This is a genomic window from Comamonas squillarum, from assembly GCF_025309455.1.
GTDB classification, from domain to species: Bacteria; Pseudomonadota; Gammaproteobacteria; order Burkholderiales; family Burkholderiaceae_C; genus Comamonas; species Comamonas squillarum.
Window position 1 is genome coordinate 4,478,250 of the sequence record NZ_CP104377.1, and the last position, 25,851, is coordinate 4,504,100.

A 25,851-nucleotide genomic window follows, 5' to 3' on the forward strand; every position below is an offset into this window, starting at 1 on the left:
GCCCGATCAGGCAGCGGCTGCGGCGGGCATCTCTGCGGGGCCATCGAGCGCATCGGCGCGCTGGGCAGAGGGGCGCTGCAGCAGCGGCAGCGCGTAGTCCTGGAACTCGGGCAGGCTGGGCAGGGTGCCTTCGTGCATGCTCCAGCCGATATAGCTGGCCAGGTACAGGTCGGCGGCGGTGAAGTGGTCGCCACAGGCATAGCGCTTGCCGGACACCGCCAGCTGCAGGCTGCGCAGCACATCGTCAAAACGGCCATAGCCGGCCGACAGTGCCTGGCGCTCGGTCTGGTTCTGCAGCCAGCCTTCGGCCTTGGCGGTGGACACCGCCTCGACCGGGCCCGCCACCAAGAACAGCCAGCGGTAGTAGCTGCCGCGCTCGGCGCTGCCCAGCGCCGGTGCCAGCTTTTTCTCGGGATAAAGATCGGCCAGGTAGGCGAGGATGGCGCCCGTCTCGGTCACCATGGTGTTGCCATGCTGCAGTGCCGGTACCTTGCCCATGGGGTTGAGCGCCAGGTAGTCGGGCGACTTCATCGTGCCGCCAAACTCCAGCCGCACCGGCTCGTAGACGGCATCGCACTCCTCGAGCATCCAGCGCACCATGCGGGCGCGGGACTGGGGGTGGTAGAAAAAGCGCAGCGGGGCGTTGTGGGGGGTCATGTCTTGGTCCTTCGGGTGACTGGCAAAATCGCCATGCCCGTAGGTTAGGCAGGGAGGCTGACAGAAACTGTCAGCAGCTGGCATCAAGCCGCAGATCAGCGCTTAGGACCAGCCGTCCAGCGTATAGCCGGTCTCTGCCAACCACTGCTGGATCAGGCTATGCCGGCTTTGCGGGTAGCGCTCCTGCAGCTCCTGCATCGCATGCACCCGGTCGGCGCGAAAGTGGCGAAAGCCCTGGCGCAGCTCGCACCAGGCAGAGACCACCCGGCTGCGGTCGAAATAGGCCATCGCAAAGGGCCAGACCAGGCGCTCGGTCAGGCGGCCGTGCTGGTCCTCATAGTGCAGCACCACCTTGTGCTCGGCACGGATCGCGCGGCGCAGCCCGGTCTGCCAGTGCTCGGGCGGGGGGCTGGGCTGCATGTTGGGGACCATCAGGCCGCTGGTGTCGACTGCGATGCGCAGCTCCAGCGGCAGGGCGCTGCGGATGCGGTCCATCGCGGCGCTCGCCGCACTGGCCAGCTGCGGGTCGGCCTGCAGGCTGGCCCAGCGCGCGCCCAGCAGCAGGGCTTCGAGCTCATCGGCGTTGAACATCAAGGGCGGCAGCAAAAAGCCAGGCCGCATCTCAAAGCCAATGCCTGGATCACCCTCGATGGCCGCGCCTTGCTCGCGCAGGCTGGCGATATCGCGGTAGAGGGTGCGCAGGCTCACTTCCAAAGTCAGGGCCAGCGCCGGGCCAGTTTGGGGCTGGCGGGCGCGGCGCAACAGATCGAGCAGGCGGAGCAGACGGGCAGGGCGGGACATCGCGCAAGCATAGCCGGTCTGCCAGGCCTGCCATAGACTCAGGCTGGCGCTTTTTGCCCGATCTCGAAATTGGCCTGGATCTCCAGCGCGCGCACCAGGCCGGAATGGTCCCAGCCCGCGCCGCCATGGGCCACGCAGCTGTTGAACAGCTGCTGCGCCTGGGCGGTGTTGGGCAGCGCCACCCCCAGCTGGCGCGCGCTGGCCAGCGCCAGGTTCAGGTCCTTTTGGTGCAGCGCGATGCGAAAACCGGGATCAAACGTGCGATTGATCATGCGCTCGGCATGCACTTCGAGAATCTTGGACGAGGCAAAACCGCCCAATAGCGCCTGGCGCACCCGCGCTGGGTCGGCACCGGCACGCGATGCAAACAGCAGCGCCTCAGCCACTGCCTCGATGTTCAGCGCGACGATGATCTGGTTGGCCACCTTGGCGGTCTGGCCGTCGCCATGGCCGCCGACCAGGGTGATGTTCTTGCCCAGCGTCTCGAACAGCGGTTTCACCCGTTCAAACGCCGCCTCCGGCCCGCCGACCATGATGGACAGCGTCGCATTCTTGGCCCCCACTTCGCCGCCCGATACCGGCGCATCCAGGTACTGCGCGCCCAGCGCGCTGATGCGTTTGGCAAAGTCCTTCGTAGCGACCGGCGAGATCGACGACATATCGACCACGATCTTGCCGCTGCTGCCCTTGAGGCCGGCGGCCAGGCCATCGGGGGCAAACAGCACCTGCTCGACGTCGGGGGTGTCGGGCACCATCACAAAGACGATATCGGCCCGCTCGGCCACGCCGCGCACCGATGTGCATTGGGTGGCGCTGCTCTCTGCGATGGGGGCCGGCACCTTGCCACGCGTGTTGATGAACAGCTGGTGTCCGGCGGCAATCAGGTGGCTGCACATGGGCGCGCCCATGATGCCCAGGCCGATAAAGCCCAGTTTGAGTGGCGTTGCATGCATGCAGAAATCTCCTTGGTTTTTATGGAAAGAGGTGTGGGTTTCGGGCCGCGATCACGCGGTAGCCGTCGCGCGCTTCTGGCCCGCCACGGTCTGCAGCCAGTGCAGGCCCGCCTCGGTGCCCTGCGCGGGCTTGTATTCGCAGCCCACCCAGCCGCTGTAGCCGATGCGGTCCAGGTGCGCGAACAGGAAGGGGTAGTGGATCTCGCCCGTGCCCGGCTCGTGGCGGCCCGGGTTGTCGGCCAGCTGCACATGGCCGATGCGCGCCAGGTGCTTGTGCAAGGTGGCGGCCAGCTCGCCTTCCGTGCGCTGGGCATGGTAGATGTCGTACTGCACAAAGGCATTGGCGGCGCCCACCTCATTCAGAATGGCCAGCGCCTGGTCGGTGCGGTTCAGGTAAAAGCCGGGAATATCAAAGGTATTGATGGGCTCAACCAGCAGGCGCAGCTTGGCCAGCTTCAGCGCCGCTGCGGCAAAGCGCAGGTTGTCGACCAGGGTGCGGCGCAGGGTGGCAGCATCCACATCGGCGGGCGCTTTGCCGGCCAGGCAATTGAGCTGGGGCACGCCCAGTGCATGCGCATAGGTGACGGCCTGGGCGACGCCGGCGCGGAACTCGTCCACCCGCCGGGGATCGCAGGCGATACCGCGCTCGCCCGCCTCCCAGTCGCCCGCAGGCAGGTTGTGCAACACAATCTGCAGGCCCGTGGCATCGAGCCGCTGCTGGATCTCTTCAACCGTATGGGCATAGGGAAACAGAAACTCCACGGCCTCAAAACCGGCCTGGGCGGCGCGCTCAAAGCGGTCGAGAAACGGCACTTCGGTAAACAGCATGCTGAGGTTGGCAGCAAAACGGGGCATGGCAAAACTCCGGTGAAAAAACGAGGGGTGCATCAATCCAGCAGCGCAAGGGCGCTGGGCGCATCGGCCTTGCCGCTGGCCAGGTCCTCGAACTCAATGACGTTGTCGATCTCGGTGCCCATCGCGATATTGGTCACCCGCTCCAAGATGCATTCGATGACGACCGGCGTGCGGTGCTCGGCCATCCAGGCCTCGGCCTGCTGCATCGCGGGGGCAAAGTCTTCGGGGCGGTGTACGCGGATGGCCTTGCAGCCCAGGCCTTCGACAACCTTCACATGGTCCACGCCATAGCCGCGTGCGGCCTCGTCGGGCTCCATGTTGATGTTGTCAAAGGCCAGCTGCACGCAGTAGTCGATGCTGAAGGCGCGCTGCGCCTGGCGGATCAGGCCCAGGTAGCTGTTGTTGACCAGCACATGGATATAGGGCAGCTTGAACTGCGCGCCCACGGCCAGCTCCTCGATCATGAACTGGAAGTCGTAGTCGCCCGACAACGCGACGATCTTGCGCTGCGGATCGGCCACGCGCACGCCCAGCGCGGCCGGGGTGGTCCAGCCCAAGGGGCCGGCCTGGCCGCAGTTGATCCAGTTGCGCGGTTTGTAGACATGCAGAAACTGCGCCCCGGCGATCTGCGACAGGCCGATGGTGGAGACATAGGTGGTGTCGCGGTCCAAGCTCTGGTTCATGCACTGGTAGACGCGCTGGGGCTTCATCGGCACGTTGTCGAAGTGGGTCTTGCGCAGGTAGTCGATGCTGTTCTTGCGGCCCTGGCAGTCGGCGACCCAGGCGCTGCGATCGCGCAGCTTGCCAGCGGCCTTCCAGTCCTTGGCGACAGCGATGAACTGCTCCAGCGCGGCCTTGGCATCCGAGACGATGCCGTAATCGGGCGCAAACACGCGGCCAATCTGCGTGGGCTCGATATCGACATGGATGAATTGGCGGCCCCGGGTGTAGACATCGACCGAGCCGGTATGGCGGTTGGCCCAGCGGTTGCCAATGCCCAGCACAAAATCCGAGGCCAGCATGCTGGCGTTGCCATAGCGGTGGCTGGTCTGCAGGCCGCACATGCCAGCCATCAAGCGGTGGTCATCGGGGATGCTGCCCCAGCCCATCAAGGTGGGGATCACCGGCAGATTGAGGATCTCGGCCAGCTCCACCAGCAAGTCCGCCGCATCGGCGTTGATGACGCCGCCGCCGCTGACGATCAGCGGGCGCTCGGCCGCATTGAGCATGGCGATAGCCTTTTCGGCCTGCTTGCGCGTGGCGGCAGGTTTGTAGACGGGCAAGGGCTCGTAGGTGTCGATGTCGAACTCGATCTCGGCCAGCTGCACATCGATGGGCAGGTCAATCAGCACCGGGCCGGGGCGGCCCGAGCGCATCAAATGGAAGGCCTGCTGGAAGGCACCGGGCACCTGGGCGGGCTCCAGCACGGTGGTGGCCCATTTGGTCACAGTCTTGGCGATGGAGGCAATGTCCACGGCCTGGAAGTCTTCCTTGTGCAGGCGCGCGCGCGGCGCCTGGCCGGTGATGCACAGGATCGGGATCGAGTCGGCGCTGGCCGAGTACAGGCCCGTGATCATGTCGGTGCCGGCCGGCCCGCTGGTGCCGATGCAGACCCCTATATTGCCCGCCACGGCGCGGGTATAACCCTCGGCCATGTGGCTGGCGCCTTCGACATGGCGGGCCAGGATATGGCCGATGCCGCCATGCGCCTTCATCGCCGCGTACAGCGGGTTGATGGCAGCGCCAGGAACGCCGAATGCGACGCTCACACCTTCTTTTTCCAGCACGCGGACTGCGGCTTCGATCGCTTTCATTTTGGCCATGGGGTCTCCTTTACAGCTGGGATCGACTGTAGGGAAGGCAGGCGTTTGCCGGAAGGCGCAGGCGGGCCATAAAATTTATTCCACCCAGGAATGGACGGCACGGCGCAGCATGCCGCATCATCGGGCGCAGAGGCGCTGCAAACCTGTTCAAAAAGCGCCCAGCGTGTGACGAGCGGCATGCCAGGCCGCAGCAATCCCAGGAGACACAACCATGGACCGACTCGATGCCATGCACATGTTTGTGCGCGTGGTGGAAACGGGCAGTTTCACCAAGGTGGCGCAGGAGTTTTCATCGACCCAGCCCACGGTGACCAAGCAGGTGGCAGCGATGGAGGCGCGGCTCAAAGTGCGCTTGCTCAACCGCAATACGCGGGGCGTGAGCCTGACCGAAGCGGGCGCGCTGTACTACGAGAAATGCAAGCGCATCGTGAGCGATGTGGCCGATGCCGATAATGTGGTGCAGGTGCGGCAAACGCAGGTGCAGGGCCAGCTGCGCATTGGCAGCTCGGTCGCGTTTGGGCGCCGCGTGCTGATTCCGCTGGCGATGGAATTCATGCAACACAACCCGCAGGTGCAGGTGGACCTGAGCTTTGAAGACCGCTACACCGACCTGGTGGCCCAGGGCATTGATGTGGCGCTGCGCCTGGGCAAGCTGGCCGATTCATCGCTGGGTGCGCGCATGCTGGGCGTCAATCCCTGGGTGCTGGTGGCCTCGCCCGCTTACCTGCGCAAGCACAGCACGCCGCGCCGGCCATCGGATTTGAAAGAGCACTCGGCGCTGATCTACAGCAGCGTGCAGGGCAATGATGTCTGGCGGCTGCGCAATGCCAGCGGCGAGTCCGTCTCCGTGCCGGTCACGGGCCGGCTGCGCTCCAACAACCTCTCGGCCCTGCTGGCCGCTGCGCGCTCGCACATGGGCGTGGCCGCACTGCCGCGCTATGTGGCGCATGAGTCGCTCAAGGCGGGCCGCGTGGTCGAGGTGCTCAAGACCTGCCGCCTGCCCGAGCAGGAGATCCACGCCGTCTACCCCTCGCCGCGCCTGGTGCCGCAAAAGGTGCAGTCCTTTATCGCGTTCTTGCAGGGCAGCTTTGATGCCGCTTGGTGGGAGAACTTGCCCCAGGGCGGCTAGGCGCAGAGGGCCTGCCAAGCTTGGCCGCCCGCATTACAGGATCAAAATGGCGCGAAAATCGTTGACGTTGGTGTGCGTGGGGCCGGTCACCACCAGGTCGCCCAGCGCCTCGAAAAAGCCATAGGCATCGTTGCGGTCCAGATGGTCGCTCAGGCGCAGCTGCAGCGCCGCCGCGCGCTGCAGCGTATCGGGCGCCAGGCGCGCGCCGGCATTGTCTTCGACGCCATCGATGCCATCGGTATCGGCCGCCAGCGCCCAGACACCGCCCTGGCCTTGCAGGGCCTGCGCCAGGCCCATGCAGAACTCGCCAGCGCGCCCACCGCGCCCCTTGGCAGCACCGGGCTGGCGCGGGCGGATGGTGACCGTGGTCTCGCCCCCGGAGAGGATGACGCAGGGCTTGGCAAAGGGGCTGCCGTGGCGGGCCACGGCACGTGCCAGCGCCGCATGCATCTTGCCAATCTCGCGCGACTCGCCCTCGATCTCGTCCGACAGCACATGGGCGGCGATACCGGCCGTGCGTGCGGCGGCGGCTGCGGCATCCAGCGATTGCTGGGGCGTGGCGATCAGGTGCACTTCATGGCCGGCAAAGCGCGGATCGCCGGGCTTGGGGGTTTCCAGCGAGCCATCCTCCAGCGCGGCGCGCAGGCGCTCGGGCAACGCGATCTGGTAGCGGTTCAGAATCGCCAGCGCCTCGGCGCAGGTCGAGGCATCGGGCACCGTGGGGCCGCTGGCGATGACCGAGGGATCGTCGCCGGGCACATCGCTGATAGTCAAGGTCACCAGCTTGGCGGGGTAGCAGGCAGCAGCTAGGCGCCCGCCCTTGATGCGCGAGAGGTGCTTGCGCACACAGTTCATCTCGCCAATGGCGGCGCCGCTCTCCAGCAAGGCCTGGTTGATGCGCTGCTTGTCCTGCAGGTCCATGCCGTCGGCTGGCAGGGTCAGCAGGGCCGAGCCGCCGCCTGAGATCAGGCAGAGCACCAGGTCATCGGCGGTCAGGCCCTGGGTCAGCGCCAGTATGCGTTCGGCCGCCGCCAGGCCGGCGGCATCGGGCACGGGGTGGGCGGCTTCGACCACCTCCAGGCGCTGGGCCAGCCCAGGGGGGCGGGGCGGAATATGGCCGTAGCGGGTGACGACCAGGCCGGACAGTGGTGCGTCCTGCGGCCAGAGGGCTTCGAGCGCCTGCGCCATCGAGCCGCCGGCCTTGCCGGCGCCCAGCACCACGGTGCGGCCTTTGGGCGGTGGCGGCAGGTACTGCGCCATGCTGTGCAGCGGCTGGGCGCGCTGTACCGCGCGCTGGTACAGGTCCAGAAGAAACTGCTGGGGATCGCGCCGGGGATCGGCCAGCGCTGGTGGTGGAATGTGGCTCATGCGGTAGGTCTCCGCTGGCCATTATGAAAGCAGGCAGCGCGCGCAGGTGGAATAGACGTTATTCCCGGCCACGGCTGTACAGCTGCGCGATCTAGCCCGGCGGCGTGCGGTTGCCCCAGTCGGTGTAGAACACGCCCGCCGCATCCTTGCGGATATAGACATAGGCCGGGCCGGCATGGGTGTCGCCATGGGCATGGGCCTTGTCGGGAATGCGCCAGTAGTAGACGGTGCCATCCAACTCGGCAAACTGGCCGACGTACTGCAGATCCTCGGCACGCACCGGGTCGGCGCTGGCGAGCGACTGGCCCAGCTCCATGCGCACATAGCGGGGCACGGAGCGCTCCTGGGCGTCCGACAAGCCGGTGCTGCCCAGCCAGGGAGCGCTTTCCTGCACCTCGGCCTCGGTCTGCAATTGCTCCTGCTTGCTGCGGTATTCGCGGCGGAACTCGGGCGTTTGCATATGCGCGGCCAAGGCCGGGTCTTCGCTGCGGGCGCTGGTCTGGGGCTGCGCGGCTACGGCAGGCGGGGCCACGGCCGGTGCGGCCTCCTGGGCCTGGGGCGTGGGAGCTGGGGGATCGTCGGGGGGCTGCTGCATGCAGCCGGCCAGCAAGCTGCAGGCCGTCAGCGCTGCTGGCAGGGTGGTTCTATAGGAGACAGACATGGCGCAAGCATAGCCTGGGTGGGACGGGATCGGCGTCGCTTTTGCTGAAAAAAGGGTGCTGATCCCGCAGTAATGGCCGTGGTTAGGCTGCGTAGCCGGCCCGCAGGGCTTGCGCCGCAATATCGAGCGAGCGCAGACGCAAATCGCCATCATAGATATCGCAGACCAGCATCAGCTCGTCGGCCCCGGTGTGCTGGGCCAGCACCTTGAGGCGCTGCTGCACACGCTCGGGCCCGCCGATGGAGGCCACCGCCAAAAAGCCTTCGATCGCCTGGCGCTCGGCCATGTTCAGGCCCTCCATAAAGCCTTCGACCGGTGGCGGCAGCAGGCCGCGCTTGCCCGTCACAATGCCCAGCACGCGCTGGTAGGTGCTGCTGGCAAGGAACTCGGCCTCGCTGTCGGTAGGCGCTGCAATCACCGGCGCGCCGACGATCACATAGGGCTTGTCCAGCGTGGCCGAGGGCTTGAACAGGTCGCGGTACAGCTGCACCGCCTGCTGCAGCATGCGCGGCGCAAAGTGCGAGGCAAAGGCATAGGGCAGGCCCAGGTGCGCGGCCAGCTGGGCCGAGAACAGGCTCGAGCCCAGCAGCCACAGCGGCACGTTGGTGCCAGCACCCGGCGTGGCTACCAACTTTTGCCCGGGTTGGGTGGGGCCCAGCAGGCGCTGCAGCTCCATCACATCGCGGGGAAAGTCTTCTTCGGTCTCGACCCGGTCACGGCGCAGTGCCCGCATCGTCATGCCATCGGTGCCGGGCGCGCGGCCCAGGCCCAGGTCGATACGGCCCGGGTAGAGCTCGGCCAAGGTGCCAAAGGCCTCGGCCACCACCAAGGGGGCATGGTTGGGCAGCATGATGCCGCCCGAACCCACACGGATGTGCCGGGTGGCGCCCGCCACATGGCCGATCAGCACGGCCGTGGACGAGCTGGCAATGCCCGGCATATTGTGGTGTTCGGCCATCCAGTAGCGCGTAAAGCCGAGCGACTCGACATGCTGCGCCGTGCGCACGGCCAGTTGCAAAGCCTGGGCAACGGTGCCGCCTTCGCGCACAGCCACCAGGTCCAACATCGAAAGCGCGGGGGGTGTTTTTGTCTCAGTCATGCGGACATTCTTGCCTAGGCAAATATCCTTTGCTGACTGTGGGTATGGGGGAAATGCGAAGGTCGGAGCCTTGTTCTTGCCCGACCGGCCCCTTGTACAAGGAGCCTGAATTCAACGCTGCCGAATCGCCCGCGCGCAGCTGATGCCCACCAGAATCCCCCAGAGCAGCACCAGCAGCGCGGTCGCCAGGTAGCGCTCGCCTTGCTGCATCGCAAACCAGGAGATCACCAGCGCCATCAGGCCGGCGATGCGCATCAGCCGGCGCAGCTGTGCGGTGGACATGCGCGGCTGAAAATGGCGCAGCGCTGCCAGGCTGGCGATGGCCAGCACGGTGAGCCAGAGAAACAACATGCCGCCGTAGGGCGCGACGAGGGTATTGAGCGATTCCAACATGGGGCGATTGTGTCAAATCGCCAATACCCGTTGGCGTGGGCGGCGCCTACGGGGTATTCGGCGAATTTTGGTTAATCGCGGGTGACGCGCACGACCTCTTCTGCACTGGTGATGCCTTCGCGCACCAAGCGCTCGCCATCCTCGCGCATCAGGTGCATGCCGGCGGCCATCGCCTGGTTGCGGATTTCGGTTTCCGGCGCCTGGGCGTGGATCTGGGCGCGGATGGCCTCGTCCACCACCAGCAGCTCGAAGATGCCGGTGCGGCCCCGGTAGCCGCTGGGGTCGCTGTCGTCGATGCGGCGCACCAGGCGCTGGGCCAGCACGCCCAGCAGCGACGAGGACAGCAGAAAGGGCTCGACGCCCATGTCGGTCAGGCGCGTGATGGCGCTGGTCGCATCGTTGGTGTGCAGGGTGGCGAGCACCAGGTGACCGGTGAGCGAGGCCTGGATGGCGATCTGCGCGGTCTCGAAGTCGCGGATTTCGCCAATCATGATGATGTCCGGGTCCTGGCGCAGGATGGCCCGTAGCGCTTTGGCAAAGGTCAGGTCGATCTTGGGGTTGACCTGGGTCTGGCCGATGCCCGAGAGCTCGTACTCGATCGGGTCTTCCACCGTCATGATGTTGCCCTGGCTGGCGTCGAGGCCGCTCAGCGCCGCATACAAGGTGGTGGTCTTGCCCGAGCCGGTGGGGCCGGTCACCAGCACGATGCCGTGCGGCTGGGCCACCAGTTTTTCAAAGCGCCGCAGGGTTTCGCCCTGCATGCCGACCGAGCCCAGGCTGAGCTTGGATTCGCTCTTGTCGAGCAAACGCAGCACGGCGCGCTCGCCATGGGCGCTGGGCAGGGTGGAGACGCGCACATCAATGGCGCGGGTGCCCAGGCGCAGGCTGATGCGGCCGTCCTGGGGCAGGCGTTTTTCCGAGATGTCCAGATCGGCCATGATCTTGAGGCGCGAGATCAGCGCCGCATGCAAGGCGCGGTGGGGTTGCACCACTTCGCGCAGCGAGCCATCGATGCGAAAGCGCACGCTGGAGTGGCGCTCATAGGGCTCGATGTGGATGTCCGAGGCGCCGTCGCGTGCGGCCTGGGTGAGCAGGGCGTTGAGCATGCGGATGATGGGCGCGTCGCCCGCCGATTCGAGCAAGTCCTCGACGGCAGGGATGTCCTGCATCATGCGCGAGAGGTCGGTGCCTTCTTCGACCTCGCTGATCACGGTGGCGGCATTCGATTCGCTGTGCGAGTAGGCAGCGCTGATGCGCTGGGCCAGCTCGGCATCGCCCAGCTGGGCCAGGTGCTGCACGGGGTACTTGCGCAGCACCTCGGACAGCGCCGAGCCCTGGGGCTGGGCGCCGTGCCACAGCAGGTGCTGGCCGGCATCTTCTTCGAGCAGCAGCTGGCTGCTGCGCGCAAAGGCATAGGGCAGGGGGTGGCGCATGGCTTCGGGTCTCTGTGGGCGCTATCAGGGCTCGAAGCGCATGCCTTGCGGCGTCACGGTCAGGGGGCGCGATTCGATCACCGGCGTCTCGGACGCACCCAGCGGCAGGCCGGAGGTCTGCTGGGCCAGCGGCGTGATGATCGACGACTCATTGATCGGCACGCGGGTGCTTTGCTCGGGCTGGGCGGCGATCTGGGCGCCGCGCATCAGCTCGTAGCGGTCCATGCTGACCTGCTGGGTGGCGGCGGCATCGCGCATCACCACGGGGCGCAGGAAGACCATCAGGTTGGTCTTCTTGCGCGAGCGGGTGTCGCTGCGGAATAGCGCGCCAATGCCGGGGATATCGCCCAGGTAAGGCACCTTCTGCACCGAGCCGGAGTACTGGTCCTGCAGCAGGCCGCCAATGACGATGACCGAGCCATCGTCCACCAGCACGGTCGATTCGATCGAGCGCTTGTTGGTGGTGGGGCCGTTGGCATTGGTGGTCGTGCCGGCGAGCACGTCAGACGTCTCCTGGTAGATCGTCAGCTTGACGGTGCCATTGGCATTGATCTGCGGGCGCACGCGCAGGGTCAGGCCCACATCCTTGCGCTCCACCGTGGTGAAGGGGTTGACGGTGCTGCTGCCGGTGCTGTTGGCGTAGGAGCCGGTGACAAAGGGCACATTCTGGCCGACCAGGATCTGCGCTTCCTGGTTGTCCAGGGTGAGCAGGTTGGGGGTGGCCAGCACATTGCCATCGGCATTGGACTGCAGCAGGTTGGCCAGCGCGCCCAGCACATACTCGCCGTTGTGCTTGAAGGCGATACCGGCGTTCATGCCGGCGCTGGGCAGGGTGCTGTAGGTGTTGTTGGCAATGCCGGCGGCCAGGTTGAACAGGTTGGCCCCGCCCACGGTGAAGTTGTTGCCGATGACGCCGACAACATTGTTGCCCTGGCCCAGCAGGCTTTGCCACTGCACGCCAAACTGCGCGGCCTTCTCGGCGCTGACTTCGACGATCAGGCTCTCGACCAGCACCTGGGCGCGGCGGCTGTCGAGCTGGTCGATGACCGAGCGGATCTGGCGGTACAGCGGCTCGGGCGCGGTGATGATCAGTGAATTGGTGGCCGTGTCGGCCTGGATGATGCCGCCGGTGGCGCTGCCGCTCTCCCCCGAGGTGCCCAGCGAGGTGCCGGTGCCCAGGCGTGCGCCCGAGCCCAGGCCGCCCGCACTGCTGCTGCTGGCGCTGTTGCCCAGCGTGCCGCTGGTGCTGCCGCCCAGCGACGTGGCGCCGCTGCGCGTGTTGCTGCTCAGGCCCCCGCTGCTGCCGCTGCTCGACAGGTTGGTGGCGGGGCTGGCGCTGTTGCCGTCCTGGCCGGCGAGGGCCGCGCGCAAGGTGGTGGCCAGCGCGGTGGCATCGGCATTGCGCAGGTAGACCACATGGATGTTGCCCGAGGCATTGCCGCCACGGCTGGGGCTGTCGAGCTTGCCGATCAGCATCTTGGCCTGCGACAGGCGCGCCGGGTTGGCTGCGCGCAGCAAGATGCTGTTGGTGCGCGGGTCGGCCAGCACCGAGGTGCGGTAGGCATTGTCGGTCTGCGCGGCGCCGGGGGCTGCACCGGCGGTGGCGCTGCCGCTGGCAGACACGGTCTGGCCGCCTTCCAGCAGGCGCTGCAGCATGGGCACGATGTCGGTAGCGACCGCGTGTTCGAGCTGCACCACTTCGACATCGCTGGCGTTGGCCACATCCATCGACGCGATGATGCGCGAGAGGCGCTGCAGGTTGTCGGCGTAGTCGGTGATGACCAGGGAGTTGTTGCCCGGGTTCACATTGATGGTGTTGTTGGGGCTGATCAGCGGGCGCAGCACCGGCACCAGGTTGTTGGCGCTCTCGAAGTTGAGCTTGAAGATCTGGGTGACGATCTGGCCGCCACCGGGCACCTGGCCGCCCGCGCCGCCCTGGGTGATGCGCACCGTGCCGCCTTGCAGCTTGGCATCGGCCTCGGGCACCACCTTGTACAGGCCTGCGGCCTCGACCACGGTGTAGTTCTGCAGGCGCAGCGCTGCCAGGAACTGCTCGAACGCGGCCTGGGGCGAGACGGGCCGGTCGGTCACCAGGTTCATCGTGCCCTTGATGCGCGGATCGACCACCACGCTCTTGCCGGTGATGGTGGCCATGGTGCGCGCGATGGACTCGATGTCGGCGTTGGCGAAGTTCAGCGTCACCGGCTCGCCGGCGCGAATGCTGGCCGTGCCGGTGTTGATGGCTGTCTGCGCCAGCGCCGCGCCGTTGCCGCCCATTAGAAGGACGCTCGCTGCGATGGAGTGCAGCGCAAATCGATAAATGGGAGAGTGGTATTGCATCATATGTTCAGCCAACCGAGAGCAGCACGCGGCTTCCGCTGCGCTGCCCAATCATAGTCAATAGATTCGCAAGAGCCGCCTCGCGCCCTTCGGCAGCCCAGGCTTCTCCCTGAAAACGCAGGCGCTGGCCCACCCATTGGCCCTGGCCTTTGAGCTGGAGCGCGCCGTCCAAGGTGGACAGCTGCAAGCTGGTGCTGTCACCGCCTTGCAGTTGCAGGCGGTAGCTGCCCAGCGGCTGTATCGTGGACAGGCGTGAGGTCACCGCCATCACATCGAGATCGGCGCCGCCCTCGACCTGCAGGCGCCCGGCGTTGAGTGCCAGCGACAGCTCACGGGTCTTGAGCAGCAGCTGGCCCTGGGGCTGGATGGTGTTCCAGGGCGTGCCCAGGCCCACCAGCAGCGATGCCGGCCAGCGGCTTTCATGGGCGCCCAGCTGCACCTTGGCGCCACCCCAGTGGGGCTGGATGCGGATGGGCATCGGCGCGGCCATGCAGCAGCTGGCATTCCAGCGCATGTTGAGGCCGCGCAGGCTGGGGCGCAGTGCCCAGTCCACCCGGCCGGGCAGGGCCATCTGGTCACGGCTGGCCTGGCCACCAGTAAATACCCATTGGGCTGAACCGTTCCAGACGGTGCCACGCGGCTCGCGCAGCTGCAGCTGACCCTGGCTGGCCCAGGCCAGGCCCTGCGCCAACCAGTGTGCGGGCGCAAACAGCAGCAGGGCGGCCAGGCCGCCGGTGCAGGCGCCCACGGCGGCCCAGCGCCAGGGCGCACGGGCGCTGCCGTGGGGCAGGGTGGGGTTCGAGTGTTGCCGGGCCATGCGCTGTGTGCCGCTTATTGGGCCGGCAACTGCAAGACGATATTGCCCGACCAGGTGGGCGCGGCAGCCGGGCCTGCGCCCTTGGCCGGCTCATCGCGGGTCAGGCGCAGCTCGGTGGCAATCGCATGCGCATTGGCACGCACCTGGCCCAGCCAGCGCTGGGTGGATGCGGCCGAGGCGCGGCTCAAGGTGACGGTCACGCGCTCGCCGAGCACGGCCAGTTTGGCGCTGGTGCCCAGCTGCTGCGTGAGCGAGGCTTCGAGCTGCTGGCGCGCTTGCGTGGTGGTCACCGTGGTGGCCGATTGCAGCTGGCGCGCTTCGGCCTGCAAGGCTTGCATGCGGGCGAGTTGCTGGTCGAGCTGGGCATGCGCGGCGGGCGCGCTGCGCCAGGTCTGCAGTACCGGCGCAATCGCCAGCCACCACAAGAGCGCCATCAGCACCAGGGCAGCGGCCAGGCTGACGCCCCGGCGCTCACGCGCATCCAGCGCGCGCCAGCGTTGGCGCAGCAATTGGGCTGCGGGGGACGAAGCCGCTGCAGATGCCGACGGTCGGGAGGAATTTTTCTTCATGGCTGGGCCTGCGCGCGGATGATCCACTGGTCGTTTTGCATCTGGGCCTGCAGGCCCTGGGCTTGCAGTTTCTGGCTGAAGGCATCAAAGCCATCGGTGGGCAGGCCGCGCAGGCGCAGCTCGCCGCCACTGTATTCGACCGTGCTGGGCACCGTGCCTGCGGGCAGGCTGGCCAGCGCCTGGCCGGCGGCGGCCAGCAGCGGCTCGGCGTCCGATGGCGACAAGCCACCCGAGGCCTGGCGCAGGTTGGCGACTTCGCGCGCCATCTGCACGGGCGCATCGACGACCACCTGCACCTTGGGGAAGGCCTGCGTCAAGCTGCTGCGCACCAGTGCGGCCTTGGCCTGCAGCTGCTGGCGCTCTTGCCACGCCCAGATATTGGCGCCCACCAAGCTGAGCACGACCAGGGCCAGCAGGGCCCAGCGCGCCGGGCGCCAGGCGGGGGTATGGAGCACATCATTGAGGCCGCTGCCCAGGCGCCGCTGCAGGCGGTTGCGTCCACTGTTGGCAAATTCGAGCTGCGCCAGGTCCCAGTCGCTGCGCGCGGCATCGCGCATGGTTTGCGCCGGGCTGTAGAGCTGTACCGGGCGTTGAAGCCAGTGCTCGGCGGTGCTGACCACGGCCGGCTCGGCATGGACGATGCTGTCGGGCCCGAGCGGGGGCAGCAGCGCTGCGCTTTCGCGCGAGACTGGCAGCACCAGCACCGCGTCGGCGCTGTCCGTGCCATAGACCACGGCCTGCGCCAGCTCGGGGCTGCCGGTGACCAGGATCTGCGCGCCATCAGGTGCGGGCTCGCCCGGGGCATGGCTGGGCACCACGCGGGCCACGGCGCGGCCTGCGGCTTCGAGCGCCTGCAGGTGCTCGCGCAGCCACTGGCGCGGGCAGCAGGCGATCCAGATCGGCTCGCCCTGGCCGGCGGCACGGGTGTCGGGTTGCAAGGCAAAGTGCAGTTGGGCGGGGTCGTCGAGCAGGCGCTCTTCCAAGAGACCTTCGAGCACCGCTCGCAGCCGGGGCGAGCCCGGGCCGACGCCCTGGGGCAGGCTGACCCGTTGCCACGACAGCATGGCCGCGGGCACCACGGCCACCACTTCACCGGCGCGGCCGGGCTGGGGCAGCAGGCCGGCGGTGGTGCTGCCTTGCTGGCCGATGGTCACGCCATCGGGCGACAGGGCATAGCTGTAGCTCCAGGCCGAGCTGGGCCCTGTATCTGGCCCCGAGGCCAGCGGCAGTGAAATCAGTAATGTACTCATGAGCGTGTTGTGCGCTGCATTGTAGAGGGCCCGGCTTCACCAAACTGCAATACGTTTGTCATCATGTTCCTGTTAGCGCGCCGCCACCGGGTTGGCGCTGCCATCGCCCATCAGGCTGGTGGCCAGTGCGGCACCACGCTCACGCACCACGGTTGTTACATTCAGCCCCTGGCGGTAGACCAGGGATTTCTCCTGCACCACCAGGTCGTCAAAGCGCAGCCGCGCCCAGACCTCGAAATACACCGATTTGACATCGAGCACTGCGTTGGCATTGTTGAGCGCGGTGTTGCTGCTAAAGCGCTGCTGCAGCTCGGCGCTGCTCTCGAAAGCCTTGTTAAGGCGCAGCTGGGCGATCTGCTGGGCAGTTGCAAAATCCATGCCCTCGACAGCGGCCCAGATCACGGTGGCCGAGGCGGTGTTGACGTTGACCTTGCTCTCCTGGGGCAGCAGCACCACATAGGGCTCCAGCTGGGTCAGGGTGGACGGCGACAGGCCCCACCAGGCCAGCTCCTTGTAGGTGCGCGGCAGCAGCGGCGCATTGGCCGCCTTCCCCTCGGTGCGCAGCGCGGCCAGTGCCTGCTGGCTGAGGACGGTCAGTTCGGCGCCGGGCAGGCCCAGGCGCTCGAACAGGCGCTGGAACTGGCGCAGCGCGACGCTGTTGATCTGGTTGTTGGAGACCAGGTTGCGGATATTGAGCCGCGCCTGGGCATCGACAATCGCACCCGACAAAAACGCCTGGGCCGCATCGATGCTGCTGTCGTCGGCATTGCTCTGGTTGTTGGAGGCCTGCAAGAAGGTGGACAGGCGCGCTTCGGCCAGCGGCACCGACCAGGGCTCGGAGAGCGAATCGGGGCCGCCCACACGCGCATCCTGGCGCAGCACCTGGCGCGAGAAATCCAGCCCGCCCAGCAGCAGCCAGGCGGCCTGCACGCGGGTGCGCTCGGCGCCTTCGACCTCCAGATTGCGCCACTGCTGCCAGACGGCGCTGGCGGCAATCGTGGCCACCAGGGTGACGGTGAGCATGGCCGCCAGCAGCGCTGCGCCGCGCTGGCCACGGCGGGGAATGCGGAGCCGCTTCATGATTTGTTGCCCGACACGATGGGGTTGACCCAGTCGTTGGTGATGACCCCGGAGAGCGCACCGGGCGCGGGCAGCTCCAGACGCAGGCGGATGCCGTCGGGCAGCGCCACCGTCGTGGGGTTATTGGCATCGGCCTGGGGATTGGCGCCCTGGCTGGACAGCGGATTGCTCCAGCTGTTGCCCCGGAAATACAGCAGCTGCCAGCCGCTGATGGGCATCAGCACCGTTTGCTGCGGGCCGCCATCGGCGTTGTTGGTCAGCGCGCTGTTGGTGACCGCATGCGCGGCCATGTCCCAGGCCTGCTGCCACTGCTGCAGATCACGCACGGGGGCCGACTGCCAGCGCACCCAGTAGTCGCGGTTGCCCAGGCGGCGCTGGGCCCAACTGACCACGCGCAGGCCTTGTTCATTGATATCGCTGCTGCGGCGCGTCAGGCGCAGCACGCGGCCATCCCAGTCGATCGGGGTGGTGGCTGCGACGCGCTCGATGCCATTGAGGTCGGTGTTCCACTGCGACAGCGCCGCCTGCACCACCATCACCTCTTCGCTGTAATCACGGGCCTGCTGCTGGGCGCGCACCATGCCATCGATGCCGCGCCAGCTGGCGATGGTCATCACCGCCAGAATGGAAATCGCGATCAGCAGCTCGATCAAGGTAAAGCCCTGGCTGCGTGGCTGGCTACAACGGGGGAAGCGCTGCATCAGTACCTCCCCACGATGGTGCTCAGGCGCAGCAAGGGCGCGCCGCCGGAGAACACATGGGCATCGATGCGGCGGAAATCCGGGTTGGGCGTGGCAAACACACCCACGCGCACATCGAACATGCGGCCGGCCTGATCGCAGGCCACGCTGGTCGTGCCCAGGCCCGGCAGCTGTTGCGACAGGCGCGCGGCGATCAGCTGGTTTTCGGCGCAGATCTGCGCGAGCATCACATCGCTTTGCCGCCCTGCCGTCTGGGTCAGCGCGTTCATCGCCTTGCCGCCGGCGAGCAAGGCGATGGCGACAATGGCGAGCGCGACCAGCACCTCTATCAGGGTGAAGCCGGAATGGGGAGAGGGCTTGCTGGACACGCGGGGCTGGTCGGGAAAGGGTTCAGGGGGCCTGTAGTTCAAACGGGCGCACACCATCGGTGGCCACTGCAATGCTGCCCGCGTTGCGACTGGGGTAGGCCAGCACCACCGTCTGCGGGCCGATCAGTGCCTCGGGCCCCAGGATGATATCGCCACTGCTGCGCACCGCCACCGGCGGGTGCAGCCAGGCGCCCTGGCGGGTGCCGCCTTGCAGGCCTTCGATGACAAAGCCCTGGCTGTCGGCCCGCCAGCGCACCGGCTGGCCACTGGCGCGGGACTGGGCACGCGCGGCTTCGAGCTGGGCGGCCAGGCGCTGGCCTTCGCGCTGGAGCTGGTCCTGGCTGTTGTCACCTATCGCAAACACCACGCCGGCGCTGGCCAGCGCCATCAAGGTGATGACGACCAGCAGCTCCATCAAGGTAAAGCCGCGCTGGCGGCGCGGCTGGAAGGGGTGGGCAAGGGCGCAGGGCATGGGGCCGGAGAGCGGGGCAGCGGGAAAAGGCAGAAAGCAGCGATCAGGCGGGCTTATTGCCGCTTATTGCCAGCTGCCGATGTCGGCATTGTTGCCTTCACCACCGGCCTGGCCATCGGCGCCAAAGCTCATCACATCGACTTCGCCTTTGACGCCGGGGTTCAGGTACTGGTAGGGGTGGCCCCAGGGGTCATTGGGCAGCTTTTCCAGATAGGGCTTCCAGTTCATCGGCGCGGGGCCGCTGCTGGGGCGGTTGATCAGCGCGGCCAGGCCCTGCTCGGCGGTGGGGTAGCGCTGGTTGTCCAGGCGGTAGCGCTTGAGCGCACCACTGATGTTGGTGATGTCGGTGCGCGCTGCGGTCACGCGCGCTTCGTCGGCAGCGCCAATCACATTGGGCACGATCAGCGCGGCCAGCACGCCGATGATGACCAGCACCACCATCAGCTCGATCAGGGTAAAGCCGCGCTGGATATTGGCTTGGATGCGGCGTGCAGCCGACTGCGGGCGGAAGGAAAACATCATGCTCTCAGGTCAAAGGGGGTCAAAGTGGTGAAACTGACATCTGGCTGCATCATAATCTGCGAATGGTGACACTATCACGCAACCCCTGGTCTCCTCGGCTGGCGGCCGGCCTTTTGTGGGCTGGCGCTGCGGCGTTGGCGGTGTTCTGGGGGCTCAAGCTGTCGGCGCCACGCCAGGTGCTGTCGGCACCGCAGGCCGGTGGCCCCGCCCAGGTACAGGTCGATGGCGCTGCGATGGCGCGGCTCTTTGGTGTGCAGGATGGCGCGCCCGTTGCAGCCCCGGCTGCCCCCACCCGCTGGCGCCTGCTGGGCGTGATGGTGGGCAAGGACAGCGGTGGCGGCGCGGCCGTCATCGCCGTGGATGACCAGCCTGCCAAGGTGTTCCGCGTGGGCACGGTCGTGGCCGATGGCCTGGTGCTGCAGGCCTTGCGCAGCGATGCGCCCCGTGCCGTGAGCCTGGGCGCCGGTGTCGATGGCCCGGCAGCCGTCACGATCAACCTGCCGGCCTTGCGCCCAGTGGATGCGGTGGCTGCGCCGATCCCGGCCAATGCTCCAAATGCTGTGCTTGCAGCCCCGCAAGCTGCTGCACCCGCGCCAGTGCCCGCGGCTGCGGCCAATGTGGACCGCAGCACGGGTTCCCTGCGCGACTGATTGCCTAGGCTTTACGTAAAAGTTTGTTGAGGGCCTGAAATAGCGCTCACAGTTCGCCGAACAGCGGCAATCGGAGCCATTCCCCATACGTGAGCTTGACCGAGGGCCAGTCCTTGGCCAGCGGTAGCCTTTGGCCCCGGGTCAGCAGCCAATGCGCGCATTGCGCAACACCTGCGTGGCTGATCCACAGCACGGGCTGGCCGGTGTCCAGCGCCTGTTGGCGCGCGGCATCCAGCGCACGCGCCACGCGCGCCATCATCGTGGCCAGCGCCTCACCACCGCCTGGTGCATAGGCCATAAAGTCGGCCGTCCAGGCCTGCATCTCTTCGCGGGCGATGTCGTCCCAGCGCTGGCCTTCCCAGGCGCCAAAGTCCATTTCTGCCAGATCGTCGCAGGCGCGCAGCGCGAATGCTGGTGCCTGCGCCTGCAAGGCGGTGGCCAGCTGGCTGCAGCGCTGCAGTGGCGAATGCCAGACGGTGCCGGCCGGCAGTGCCTCAGCCGCCCAGGCACTTTGCAGGGCCAGTGCGGCGGCAGCGGTGGCCTTGTCATCGGCGGCCATGTTGGTGCGGCCGTAGCAGATGCCCGGCGCCACCAGGGGCTGGGCATGGCGCTGCAGCCACAGTGCGCTCATGCCACAGCCTTGGCTAACCACAGGCCTGCGGGGCCCAGCGACAGCGCCGCGCCCAGGTAGAACGCCATCTCGCTGACCTGCTCGGCAGCGCCCAGGCCATCACCGGTAAAGCCTTGCAGGCGGCGCTGCAGCCACTGGCGCATCCACAGCGCAGCGGCGGCGCTGAGCACCAGAGCCAGCAGCAGAACCACCCAGCCTTGGGCGAGGCCCAGCAGCAGGGCAGCGGGCAAGGACCAGGCTACGCAGCAGGCCAGGCCTTGGCGGCTGATAAAGGCAGCCAAAGGCTTGCTTTTCGATGAGGCGTTGTCGCCCACATGGGGCAGGCTGCGCACAACAAACATCGGCCAGAGCCGGGCGATGACATGGGCTGTGACCAAGGTCGCCATCGCCAGCGCCAGGCTGTGACTGGCCAGCAGCGCGACAAGAGCCGTCTTGCTGAGAACGGCCAGCACCATCGCCATCGCGCCATAGGCGCCGATGCGCGAGTCCTTCATGATCTCCAGCGCGCGCTGGCGCTCGTGGCTGCCGCCCAGGCCATCGACCACATCGCTCAAGCCATCCTCATGGAAGCAGCCGGTGAGCAGCACGGTGGCCAAGGTGCTGAGCACGGCGGCGACCAGCGGGCTGTAGGCGTTGCCAGCTGGCAGCAGCAGGCTGCCAGCGGCGAGCACCCCGGCGGCCACCAGGCCCACGATCCAGCCCACGCCCGGGAAGTGGCCGGCGCTGGCGCGCAGCATCTCGGGGCTGTAACCCACCCAGTCGCCCAGCTTGCCAGTGACCGGGATGCGGGTGAAAAACTGCACCGCGAGCAGAAAATGGCGCAAGGCTTGCATGCTGCGGCTGGGCCCGTTTGGCGTTAAGCCTGCAGGAACAGCTTGTAGGCCGGGTTCTGGGTCTCTTCGATCCAGGGGTAGCCCAGGTTGTTCAAGAACTGCTCAAAGCTGTGAGAGTCTTCCTGGGGCACCTGCATGCCCACGAGGATGCGGCCGTAGTCCGCGCCCTGGTTGCGGTAGTGGAACAGCGAGATGTTCCAGTTCGGCGCCATCAGGCTCAGGAACTTGAAAAGCGCGCCGGGCCGCTCGGGGAAGATAAAGCGCAGCAGGCGCTCGTCCTGCGCGAGCTGCGAGCGCCCGCCCACCATGTGGCGCACATGCTCCTTGGCCAGCTCGTCAAAGGTCAAATCCAGCGCTTCAAAGCCGTTCTTCTGGAAGTTGCGGCAGATTTTTTCCGACTCACCCTTGCTGTTGGTCGAGATGCCGACAAAGACATGGGCGCGCCGGTCATCGCTGATGCGGTAGTTGAACTCGGTCACGCTGCGTGCGCCACCGGGCAGGTTGCCGATGACTTCGCAAAAACGCTTGAAGCTGCCGCGCTCTTCGGGGATGGTCACGGCAAACAGCGCTTCCTTTTCCTCGCCCACATCAGCCCGCTCGGCGACAAAGCGCAGGCGGTCGAAGTTCATGTTGGCGCCGCTCAGGATGGCGGCATAGGTCTCGCCCTTGGTCTTGTTCTTGGCAACGTATTGCTTGATACCGGCCACGGCCAGCGCGCCCGAGGGCTCGACGATGGAGCGGGTGTCGACAAAGATATCCTTGATCGCGGCGCAGACGGCATCGGTGTCGACGGTGATGTATTCATCGACCAGGCCATGGGCGACGCGGAAGGTCTCCTCGCCCACCAGCTTGACGGCCGTGCCATCGGCAAACAGGCCCACATCGTTCAGTGCCACGCGCTTGCCTTCGCGGGCCGACTGGATCATCGCGTCCGAGTCGTTCATCTGCACGCCGATGACCTTGATCTCGGGCCGCACTGCCTTGATGTAGTTGGCAACACCTGCAATCAGGCCGCCGCCACCAATCGCGACAAAGACCGCGTTCAGCGGCGATGAGCCGATTTTCTGCACCTGGCGCATGATCTCCATCGCAATCGTGCCCTGGCCGGCGATCACGTCCGGGTCATCAAAGGGGTGGACAAAGGTGAGGTTCTGTTCCTTTTGCAGCTTGAGCGAGTGCTCATAGGCATCGCTGAAGCTCTCGCCGGCCAGCACCACCTCGCCCCCCAGGCCCTTGACGGCATCGATCTTGAGCTGCGGCGTGGTGGTGGGCATCACGATCACGGCGCGGGTGCCCATGCGGCTGGCCGACAGCGCGACACCCTGGGCATGGTTGCCAGCCGATGCACAGATCACGCCGGCCTTGAGCTGCTCGGCCGTCAGGTGGGCCATCTTGTTGTAGGCGCCGCGCAGCTTGAAGCTGAACACCGGCTGCTGGTCTTCGCGCTTGAGCAGCACCTTGTTGTGCAGGCGGCGGCTGAGGTTCTTGGCCGAGTCCAGGCTGGATTCAATGGCCACGTCATAGACACGCGCAGTGAGGATTTTCTTCAGGTAATCGGCCGGCGTCAGCGCGGCTGCAGTCTTGGAGGGCATAGGGATGCACGCTAGAGAAAGGAGGCAACGAGAAGGTAGCGCATGCGGATGGCGCGCCTGGTTGATGTGCCAGCCAGCAGGGCATGCGCGGGTGGCGGCATGGGCGGGGTGGCGAACATCAGGTGATCGAGAGACCGATGCACTATAACCGCTGGCATTCACTGGAGCGGACCGGCGGTGGAATTGCGCCGGCGCCGGGCAGAAAAAAAGCCCCTGATGTGAATCAGGGGCTTGAAACCACCATTTGAGAGGTGGAGGAGACAACTTGCAAGCTGCATCCCGCAGTGGGGGCTTTCGCCTGGCTGTGGAGCAGCAGATGAGTCCAAGTATAGCGATGTTTCTGCTGCGTTGCAGCAAAATAATGCCCGCAACCATTTTTTTTCCCAATGCTGTTGATAGACAGCAACAAGTGGCAGGGGAGAGGGCAGATCTGCCACACTGGTGGCGTTTGATTTTTGGAGTCTTGCAATGGAATGCACGGTAACGTGGACGGGCGCGAGCGGCGCCCGCTCGGGAATGGGCTTTGTCGCAGAAACGGGCAGCGGCCACGTGGTGGCCATGGATGGCGCGCCTGATGCGGCCAATCCTGCCAACGGCGGCCAGAATCTCGCCGCCCGCCCGATGGAGCTGCTGCTGGCCGGCACCGGCGGCTGCACCGCCTATGATGTGGTGCTGATCCTCAAGCGCGGCCGCCACGATGTGAAAAACTGCACTGTGGCGCTGAAGGCTGAGCGCGCCGACACCGAACCCAAGGTCTTCACCAAGATCCATATGCAGTTCACCGTCACCGGCAAGGGCATCCCCGCAGCGGCGGTGGAGCGCGCGATCGCGATGAGCCATGAGAAATACTGCTCGGCCAGCATCATGCTGAGCAAGACGGCCGAGATCACCACGGGGTTTGACCTGGTGGAAGCCTAAGCACGGGCGTAGACCTCCCGCAATGCCCAGGTGGCCATTGTGCGGGATGTCAACCTGACTGGAAGTTCGATGCAAAAAAGGCGACAATTGACGCCTTATATGAATCAATCTCTGATTGCCTTGTTGCTGCCGGAGTACCGGCGACGTGTCCTGGGGTTGCTGCTGCTGCACCCTGATGCACAGCTGCACGGGCGAGAAATTGCCAGGCGCACGGGGCTGCCGGCAGGCACCATCACCAGAGAGCTTGGCAAGCTGACATCGGCGGGCCTGTTGCAATGAGAAAAACGGGGCAACCAACAGCTGTACCGCGCAGACTGGAGCTGCCCCGTTTATACAGAGCTGGCCCGTATTTTGCGCAAGACATCAGGCGTGGCAGATGTCTTCGCGACCGCCCTGGCACCTGTCGCCGACAAGATCGATGTGGCCTTTATCTATGGCTCTGTGGCGCGCGGGCAAGAGACTGCGGGCAGCGACATTGACCTGATGCTGGTCGGTACACTAGGCTTTGACGAGGCGGTGCATGTGCTGTGGCCGCTGCAAGCGGAGCTGGGCCGGGAGATCAATCCGCAGGTACTGGGCCAGCAAGAGTTCGCGGCGCGCGCCCAGGCGGCGTTCATGCGCGATGTGCTGTCCAAGCCCAAGATCTTTGTGATGGGGGGTGACGATGAGCTTGCAAAACTTAGTCGGCATCAGTCTTGAGACCGTGGAGCCCAACGCAGCAAGTGCAGTCTTTGCTGGCTGCGCCTGACCGCAATATTGCCGATGCGCACATTGCCGGCTTAAGTGAAGAAAACCAGTTTGATGCCGCCTACAAGGCCATCATGCAGTTGGCCATGCTGGGCCTGATGGCCAATGGCTACCGCACACTGAAGAGCAAGCCCGGCCACCACCAGACCGCCATCCAGACGCTTGCGCTCACCGTGCAGTGGCCCAGCGAGAAGATATGGCCGCTGGATGCCTTGCGCAAACAGCGCAATTTGACGGACTATTCGGGAGACTTGGTCTCCCAGGCGGCGGTAGGCAGCTGCCGGAGCAATGCGATGGCCTTGCTCGCCCATGTGCATGCCTGGCTGCTGGCGCAGCGGCCTCACTGGCTCGATTGAGTGCTTTTGCAGGCCACCTCTGAGACAGCCTTTGCATGGGGTCCCCGTCCGGGCCCTATCTATCTCTCTATCTCTATATATGGTGCGCCGTCACGGTCATCACTTTGGAGGCGATCTTCATCAGCATCCGGGCGGGCAGGGGCACGGGCAAGGCGCCGGCGTCCACCGCAGCGGCCGCGTGGCGCTCCTCGTCGGCTTTCATCTGGCTGACGACAGCCCGCGATGGTGCGTCGTGTGCTGGCAACAGGTCCAGGTGGGACTGCAGGTGCAAGGACACCTGGTTTTCCGTCTCCTCGACAAAGCCCAGGCTGGCGCGGTCGCTGACCTTGGCGGCCACAGTGCCAATCACAAAAGCGCCGGCAAACCACAGTGGGTTAAGCAGGCTGGGGCGTTCGCCCAAATCCTGCAGGCGCTGGTGGGTCCAGGCCAGGTGGTCCATCTCCTCCTGGGCCGCTTCCAACAGGTGCTCGCGCAGATGCTCGTCGCGCGTGACCATGGCCTGGGCGGTGTAGAGCGCCTGCGCGCAGACTTCGCCCACGTGGTTGACCCGCATATAAGAAGCGGAGAGCTTCTTCTCCTCAGGGCTGAGGTCCGCCTCATCGATGCCCGCAGCGGGCGAGGGGTTGGCCGCACGGGGCGTGGCAAACAGGGTGCGCAGCGCAGTATCTGCTGCGCAAAGGAGTCGATCTTGCATAGGGTGCCATGCTAACCAGTAGAATACACCCCGCTGCAAACATGGCGAATCTCCTCTGGAGGGGCTTGTTTTGCAGCAAATTTTTGTCGAAAAATTGGACGGCGGCTGACATTCGTTAAACGTTGCACTCAAGCAACGA

30 protein-coding genes are annotated in these 25,851 nt (G+C 66.3%); 7 read left to right on the forward strand and 23 right to left on the reverse strand.

The window, feature by feature from the left end; all coding sequences use genetic code 11:
• Window positions 1-6: 6 nt before the first annotated feature.
• From N4T19_RS20395 to gcl, 5 genes are all read right to left on the reverse strand, one after another.
• A complete protein-coding gene (locus tag N4T19_RS20395; protein WP_260718887.1) occupies window positions 7-657 on the reverse strand; it encodes a glutathione S-transferase family protein in 651 nt (216 codons plus the stop codon).
• A gap of 102 nt (window positions 658-759) precedes the next feature.
• On the reverse strand, window positions 760-1,458 hold the full coding sequence (locus N4T19_RS20400) for a helix-turn-helix transcriptional regulator (protein ID WP_260718888.1): 699 nt from the start codon (window positions 1,456-1,458) through the stop codon (window positions 760-762).
• Between the two features lie 38 nt (window positions 1,459-1,496).
• On the reverse strand, window positions 1,497-2,411 hold the full coding sequence (locus N4T19_RS20405) for a 2-hydroxy-3-oxopropionate reductase (protein WP_260718889.1): 915 nt from the start codon (window positions 2,409-2,411) through the stop codon (window positions 1,497-1,499).
• A gap of 51 nt (window positions 2,412-2,462) precedes the next feature.
• Window positions 2,463-3,266 (reverse strand): hydroxypyruvate isomerase, encoded by an 804-nt coding sequence (gene hyi / locus N4T19_RS20410; protein ID WP_260718890.1) that lies wholly within the window; start codon window positions 3,264-3,266, stop codon window positions 2,463-2,465.
• A 32-nt stretch (window positions 3,267-3,298) separates the two neighbouring features.
• Complete coding sequence (gcl, locus tag N4T19_RS20415; protein ID WP_260718891.1) at window positions 3,299-5,089, reverse strand: glyoxylate carboligase; 1,791 nt, start codon at window positions 5,087-5,089, stop codon at window positions 3,299-3,301.
• Between the two features lie 211 nt (window positions 5,090-5,300).
• Between gcl and N4T19_RS20420 the strand changes: the two genes are divergently transcribed.
• Complete coding sequence (locus N4T19_RS20420; protein WP_260718892.1) at window positions 5,301-6,218, forward strand: LysR family transcriptional regulator; 918 nt, start codon at window positions 5,301-5,303, stop codon at window positions 6,216-6,218.
• A gap of 33 nt (window positions 6,219-6,251) precedes the next feature.
• Here N4T19_RS20420 and N4T19_RS20425 read toward each other — a convergent pair whose 3' ends face one another.
• The 14 genes from N4T19_RS20425 to gspG all read right to left on the reverse strand — a co-directional run bounded on the left by N4T19_RS20425 (window position 6,252) and on the right by gspG (window position 19,291).
• Window positions 6,252-7,586: a glycerate kinase type-2 family protein gene (locus N4T19_RS20425; protein ID WP_260718893.1), complete on the reverse strand. Its 1,335-nt coding sequence runs from the start codon at window positions 7,584-7,586 to the stop codon at window positions 6,252-6,254.
• A 91-nt stretch (window positions 7,587-7,677) separates the two neighbouring features.
• Window positions 7,678-8,247 carry a hypothetical protein gene (locus tag N4T19_RS20430; protein ID WP_260718894.1) on the reverse strand — a complete coding sequence of 190 codons (570 nt, stop codon included), beginning with the start codon at window positions 8,245-8,247 and terminating at the stop codon, window positions 7,678-7,680.
• Between the two features lie 82 nt (window positions 8,248-8,329).
• Window positions 8,330-9,346 (reverse strand): LLM class flavin-dependent oxidoreductase, encoded by a 1,017-nt coding sequence (locus N4T19_RS20435; protein ID WP_260718895.1) that lies wholly within the window; start codon window positions 9,344-9,346, stop codon window positions 8,330-8,332.
• A gap of 111 nt (window positions 9,347-9,457) precedes the next feature.
• Window positions 9,458-9,739: a hypothetical protein gene (locus tag N4T19_RS20440; RefSeq protein ID WP_021025524.1), complete on the reverse strand. Its 282-nt coding sequence runs from the start codon at window positions 9,737-9,739 to the stop codon at window positions 9,458-9,460.
• Window positions 9,740-9,810: 71 nt separating this feature from the next.
• Complete coding sequence (locus N4T19_RS20445) at window positions 9,811-11,172, reverse strand: GspE/PulE family protein (RefSeq protein WP_021025525.1); 1,362 nt, start codon at window positions 11,170-11,172, stop codon at window positions 9,811-9,813.
• 24 nt (window positions 11,173-11,196) lie between these two features.
• A complete protein-coding gene (gene gspD, locus N4T19_RS20450; protein WP_182345019.1) occupies window positions 11,197-13,515 on the reverse strand; it encodes a type II secretion system secretin GspD in 2,319 nt (772 codons plus the stop codon).
• 4 nt (window positions 13,516-13,519) lie between these two features.
• Window positions 13,520-14,329, reverse strand: a complete 810-nt coding sequence (gene gspN / locus N4T19_RS20455) for a type II secretion system protein N (protein ID WP_260718896.1) — start codon at window positions 14,327-14,329, stop codon at window positions 13,520-13,522.
• A gap of 14 nt (window positions 14,330-14,343) precedes the next feature.
• Window positions 14,344-14,898, reverse strand: coding sequence for a type II secretion system protein GspM (gene gspM / locus N4T19_RS20460; protein WP_182345021.1), 555 nt, complete (start codon window positions 14,896-14,898; stop codon window positions 14,344-14,346).
• On the reverse strand, window positions 14,895-16,148 hold the full coding sequence (gene gspL, locus N4T19_RS20465) for a type II secretion system protein GspL (protein ID WP_260718897.1): 1,254 nt from the start codon (window positions 16,146-16,148) through the stop codon (window positions 14,895-14,897). The genes gspM and gspL overlap by 4 nt, the downstream gene beginning before the upstream one ends.
• A gap of 72 nt (window positions 16,149-16,220) precedes the next feature.
• Complete coding sequence (gene gspK / locus N4T19_RS20470) at window positions 16,221-17,228, reverse strand: type II secretion system minor pseudopilin GspK (protein WP_165841113.1); 1,008 nt, start codon at window positions 17,226-17,228, stop codon at window positions 16,221-16,223.
• Window positions 17,225-17,929: a PulJ/GspJ family protein gene (locus tag N4T19_RS20475; protein WP_116924560.1), complete on the reverse strand. Its 705-nt coding sequence runs from the start codon at window positions 17,927-17,929 to the stop codon at window positions 17,225-17,227. The genes gspK and N4T19_RS20475 overlap by 4 nt, the downstream gene beginning before the upstream one ends.
• On the reverse strand, window positions 17,929-18,297 hold the full coding sequence (gene gspI / locus N4T19_RS20480) for a type II secretion system minor pseudopilin GspI (protein WP_260718898.1): 369 nt from the start codon (window positions 18,295-18,297) through the stop codon (window positions 17,929-17,931). The genes N4T19_RS20475 and gspI overlap by 1 nt, the downstream gene beginning before the upstream one ends.
• 22 nt (window positions 18,298-18,319) lie before the next feature.
• Complete coding sequence (locus tag N4T19_RS20485) at window positions 18,320-18,769, reverse strand: pilus assembly FimT family protein (RefSeq protein ID WP_260718899.1); 450 nt, start codon at window positions 18,767-18,769, stop codon at window positions 18,320-18,322.
• A 63-nt stretch (window positions 18,770-18,832) separates the two neighbouring features.
• Window positions 18,833-19,291, reverse strand: a complete 459-nt coding sequence (gene gspG / locus N4T19_RS20490) for a type II secretion system major pseudopilin GspG (RefSeq protein ID WP_021025733.1) — start codon at window positions 19,289-19,291, stop codon at window positions 18,833-18,835.
• Window positions 19,292-19,353: 62 nt separating this feature from the next.
• Here gspG and N4T19_RS20495 point away from each other — a divergent pair, with 62 nt between their 5' ends.
• A complete protein-coding gene (locus N4T19_RS20495) occupies window positions 19,354-19,941 on the forward strand; it encodes a type II secretion system protein N (protein WP_260718900.1) in 588 nt (195 codons plus the stop codon).
• A 46-nt stretch (window positions 19,942-19,987) separates the two neighbouring features.
• Here N4T19_RS20495 and N4T19_RS20500 read toward each other — a convergent pair whose 3' ends face one another.
• The 3 genes from N4T19_RS20500 to ilvA are packed head-to-tail and all read right to left on the reverse strand — an operon-like array spanning window position 19,988 to window position 22,997.
• Window positions 19,988-20,572, reverse strand: a complete 585-nt coding sequence (locus tag N4T19_RS20500) for a histidine phosphatase family protein (protein ID WP_260718901.1) — start codon at window positions 20,570-20,572, stop codon at window positions 19,988-19,990.
• Entirely contained in the window at window positions 20,569-21,405 is an 837-nt protein-coding gene (gene cobS / locus N4T19_RS20505) for an adenosylcobinamide-GDP ribazoletransferase (RefSeq protein ID WP_260718902.1), read from the reverse strand. The genes N4T19_RS20500 and cobS overlap by 4 nt, the downstream gene beginning before the upstream one ends.
• A gap of 23 nt (window positions 21,406-21,428) precedes the next feature.
• Window positions 21,429-22,997 (reverse strand): threonine ammonia-lyase, biosynthetic, encoded by a 1,569-nt coding sequence (gene ilvA, locus N4T19_RS20510; protein ID WP_182345027.1) that lies wholly within the window; start codon window positions 22,995-22,997, stop codon window positions 21,429-21,431.
• 265 nt (window positions 22,998-23,262) lie between these two features.
• Here ilvA and N4T19_RS20515 point away from each other — a divergent pair, with 265 nt between their 5' ends.
• From N4T19_RS20515 to N4T19_RS20535, 5 genes are all read left to right on the forward strand, one after another.
• Window positions 23,263-23,481, forward strand: coding sequence for a hypothetical protein (locus N4T19_RS20515; protein WP_133248057.1), 219 nt, complete (start codon window positions 23,263-23,265; stop codon window positions 23,479-23,481).
• Window positions 23,466-23,915 carry an OsmC family protein gene (locus tag N4T19_RS20520; protein WP_116924567.1) on the forward strand — a complete coding sequence of 150 codons (450 nt, stop codon included), beginning with the start codon at window positions 23,466-23,468 and terminating at the stop codon, window positions 23,913-23,915. The genes N4T19_RS20515 and N4T19_RS20520 overlap by 16 nt, the downstream gene beginning before the upstream one ends.
• Window positions 23,916-24,014: 99 nt before the next feature.
• Entirely contained in the window at window positions 24,015-24,194 is a 180-nt protein-coding gene (locus N4T19_RS20525; RefSeq protein WP_232539531.1) for a MarR family transcriptional regulator, read from the forward strand.
• A 90-nt stretch (window positions 24,195-24,284) separates the two neighbouring features.
• Window positions 24,285-24,614: a nucleotidyltransferase domain-containing protein gene (locus N4T19_RS20530; RefSeq protein WP_232539532.1), complete on the forward strand. Its 330-nt coding sequence runs from the start codon at window positions 24,285-24,287 to the stop codon at window positions 24,612-24,614.
• Window positions 24,615-24,637: 23 nt separating this feature from the next.
• The gene (locus tag N4T19_RS20535) at window positions 24,638-25,018 is read left to right on the forward strand and encodes a DNA-binding protein (RefSeq protein WP_232539533.1); all 381 of its coding nucleotides are present in this window, start codon (window positions 24,638-24,640) and stop codon (window positions 25,016-25,018) included.
• 73 nt (window positions 25,019-25,091) lie between these two features.
• On the opposite strand, the gene coq7 is transcribed toward N4T19_RS20535, so the two are convergent.
• Window positions 25,092-25,712 (reverse strand): 2-polyprenyl-3-methyl-6-methoxy-1,4-benzoquinone monooxygenase, encoded by a 621-nt coding sequence (gene coq7, locus N4T19_RS20540; protein ID WP_116924568.1) that lies wholly within the window; start codon window positions 25,710-25,712, stop codon window positions 25,092-25,094.
• Between the last annotated feature and the right edge of the window lie 139 nt (window positions 25,713-25,851).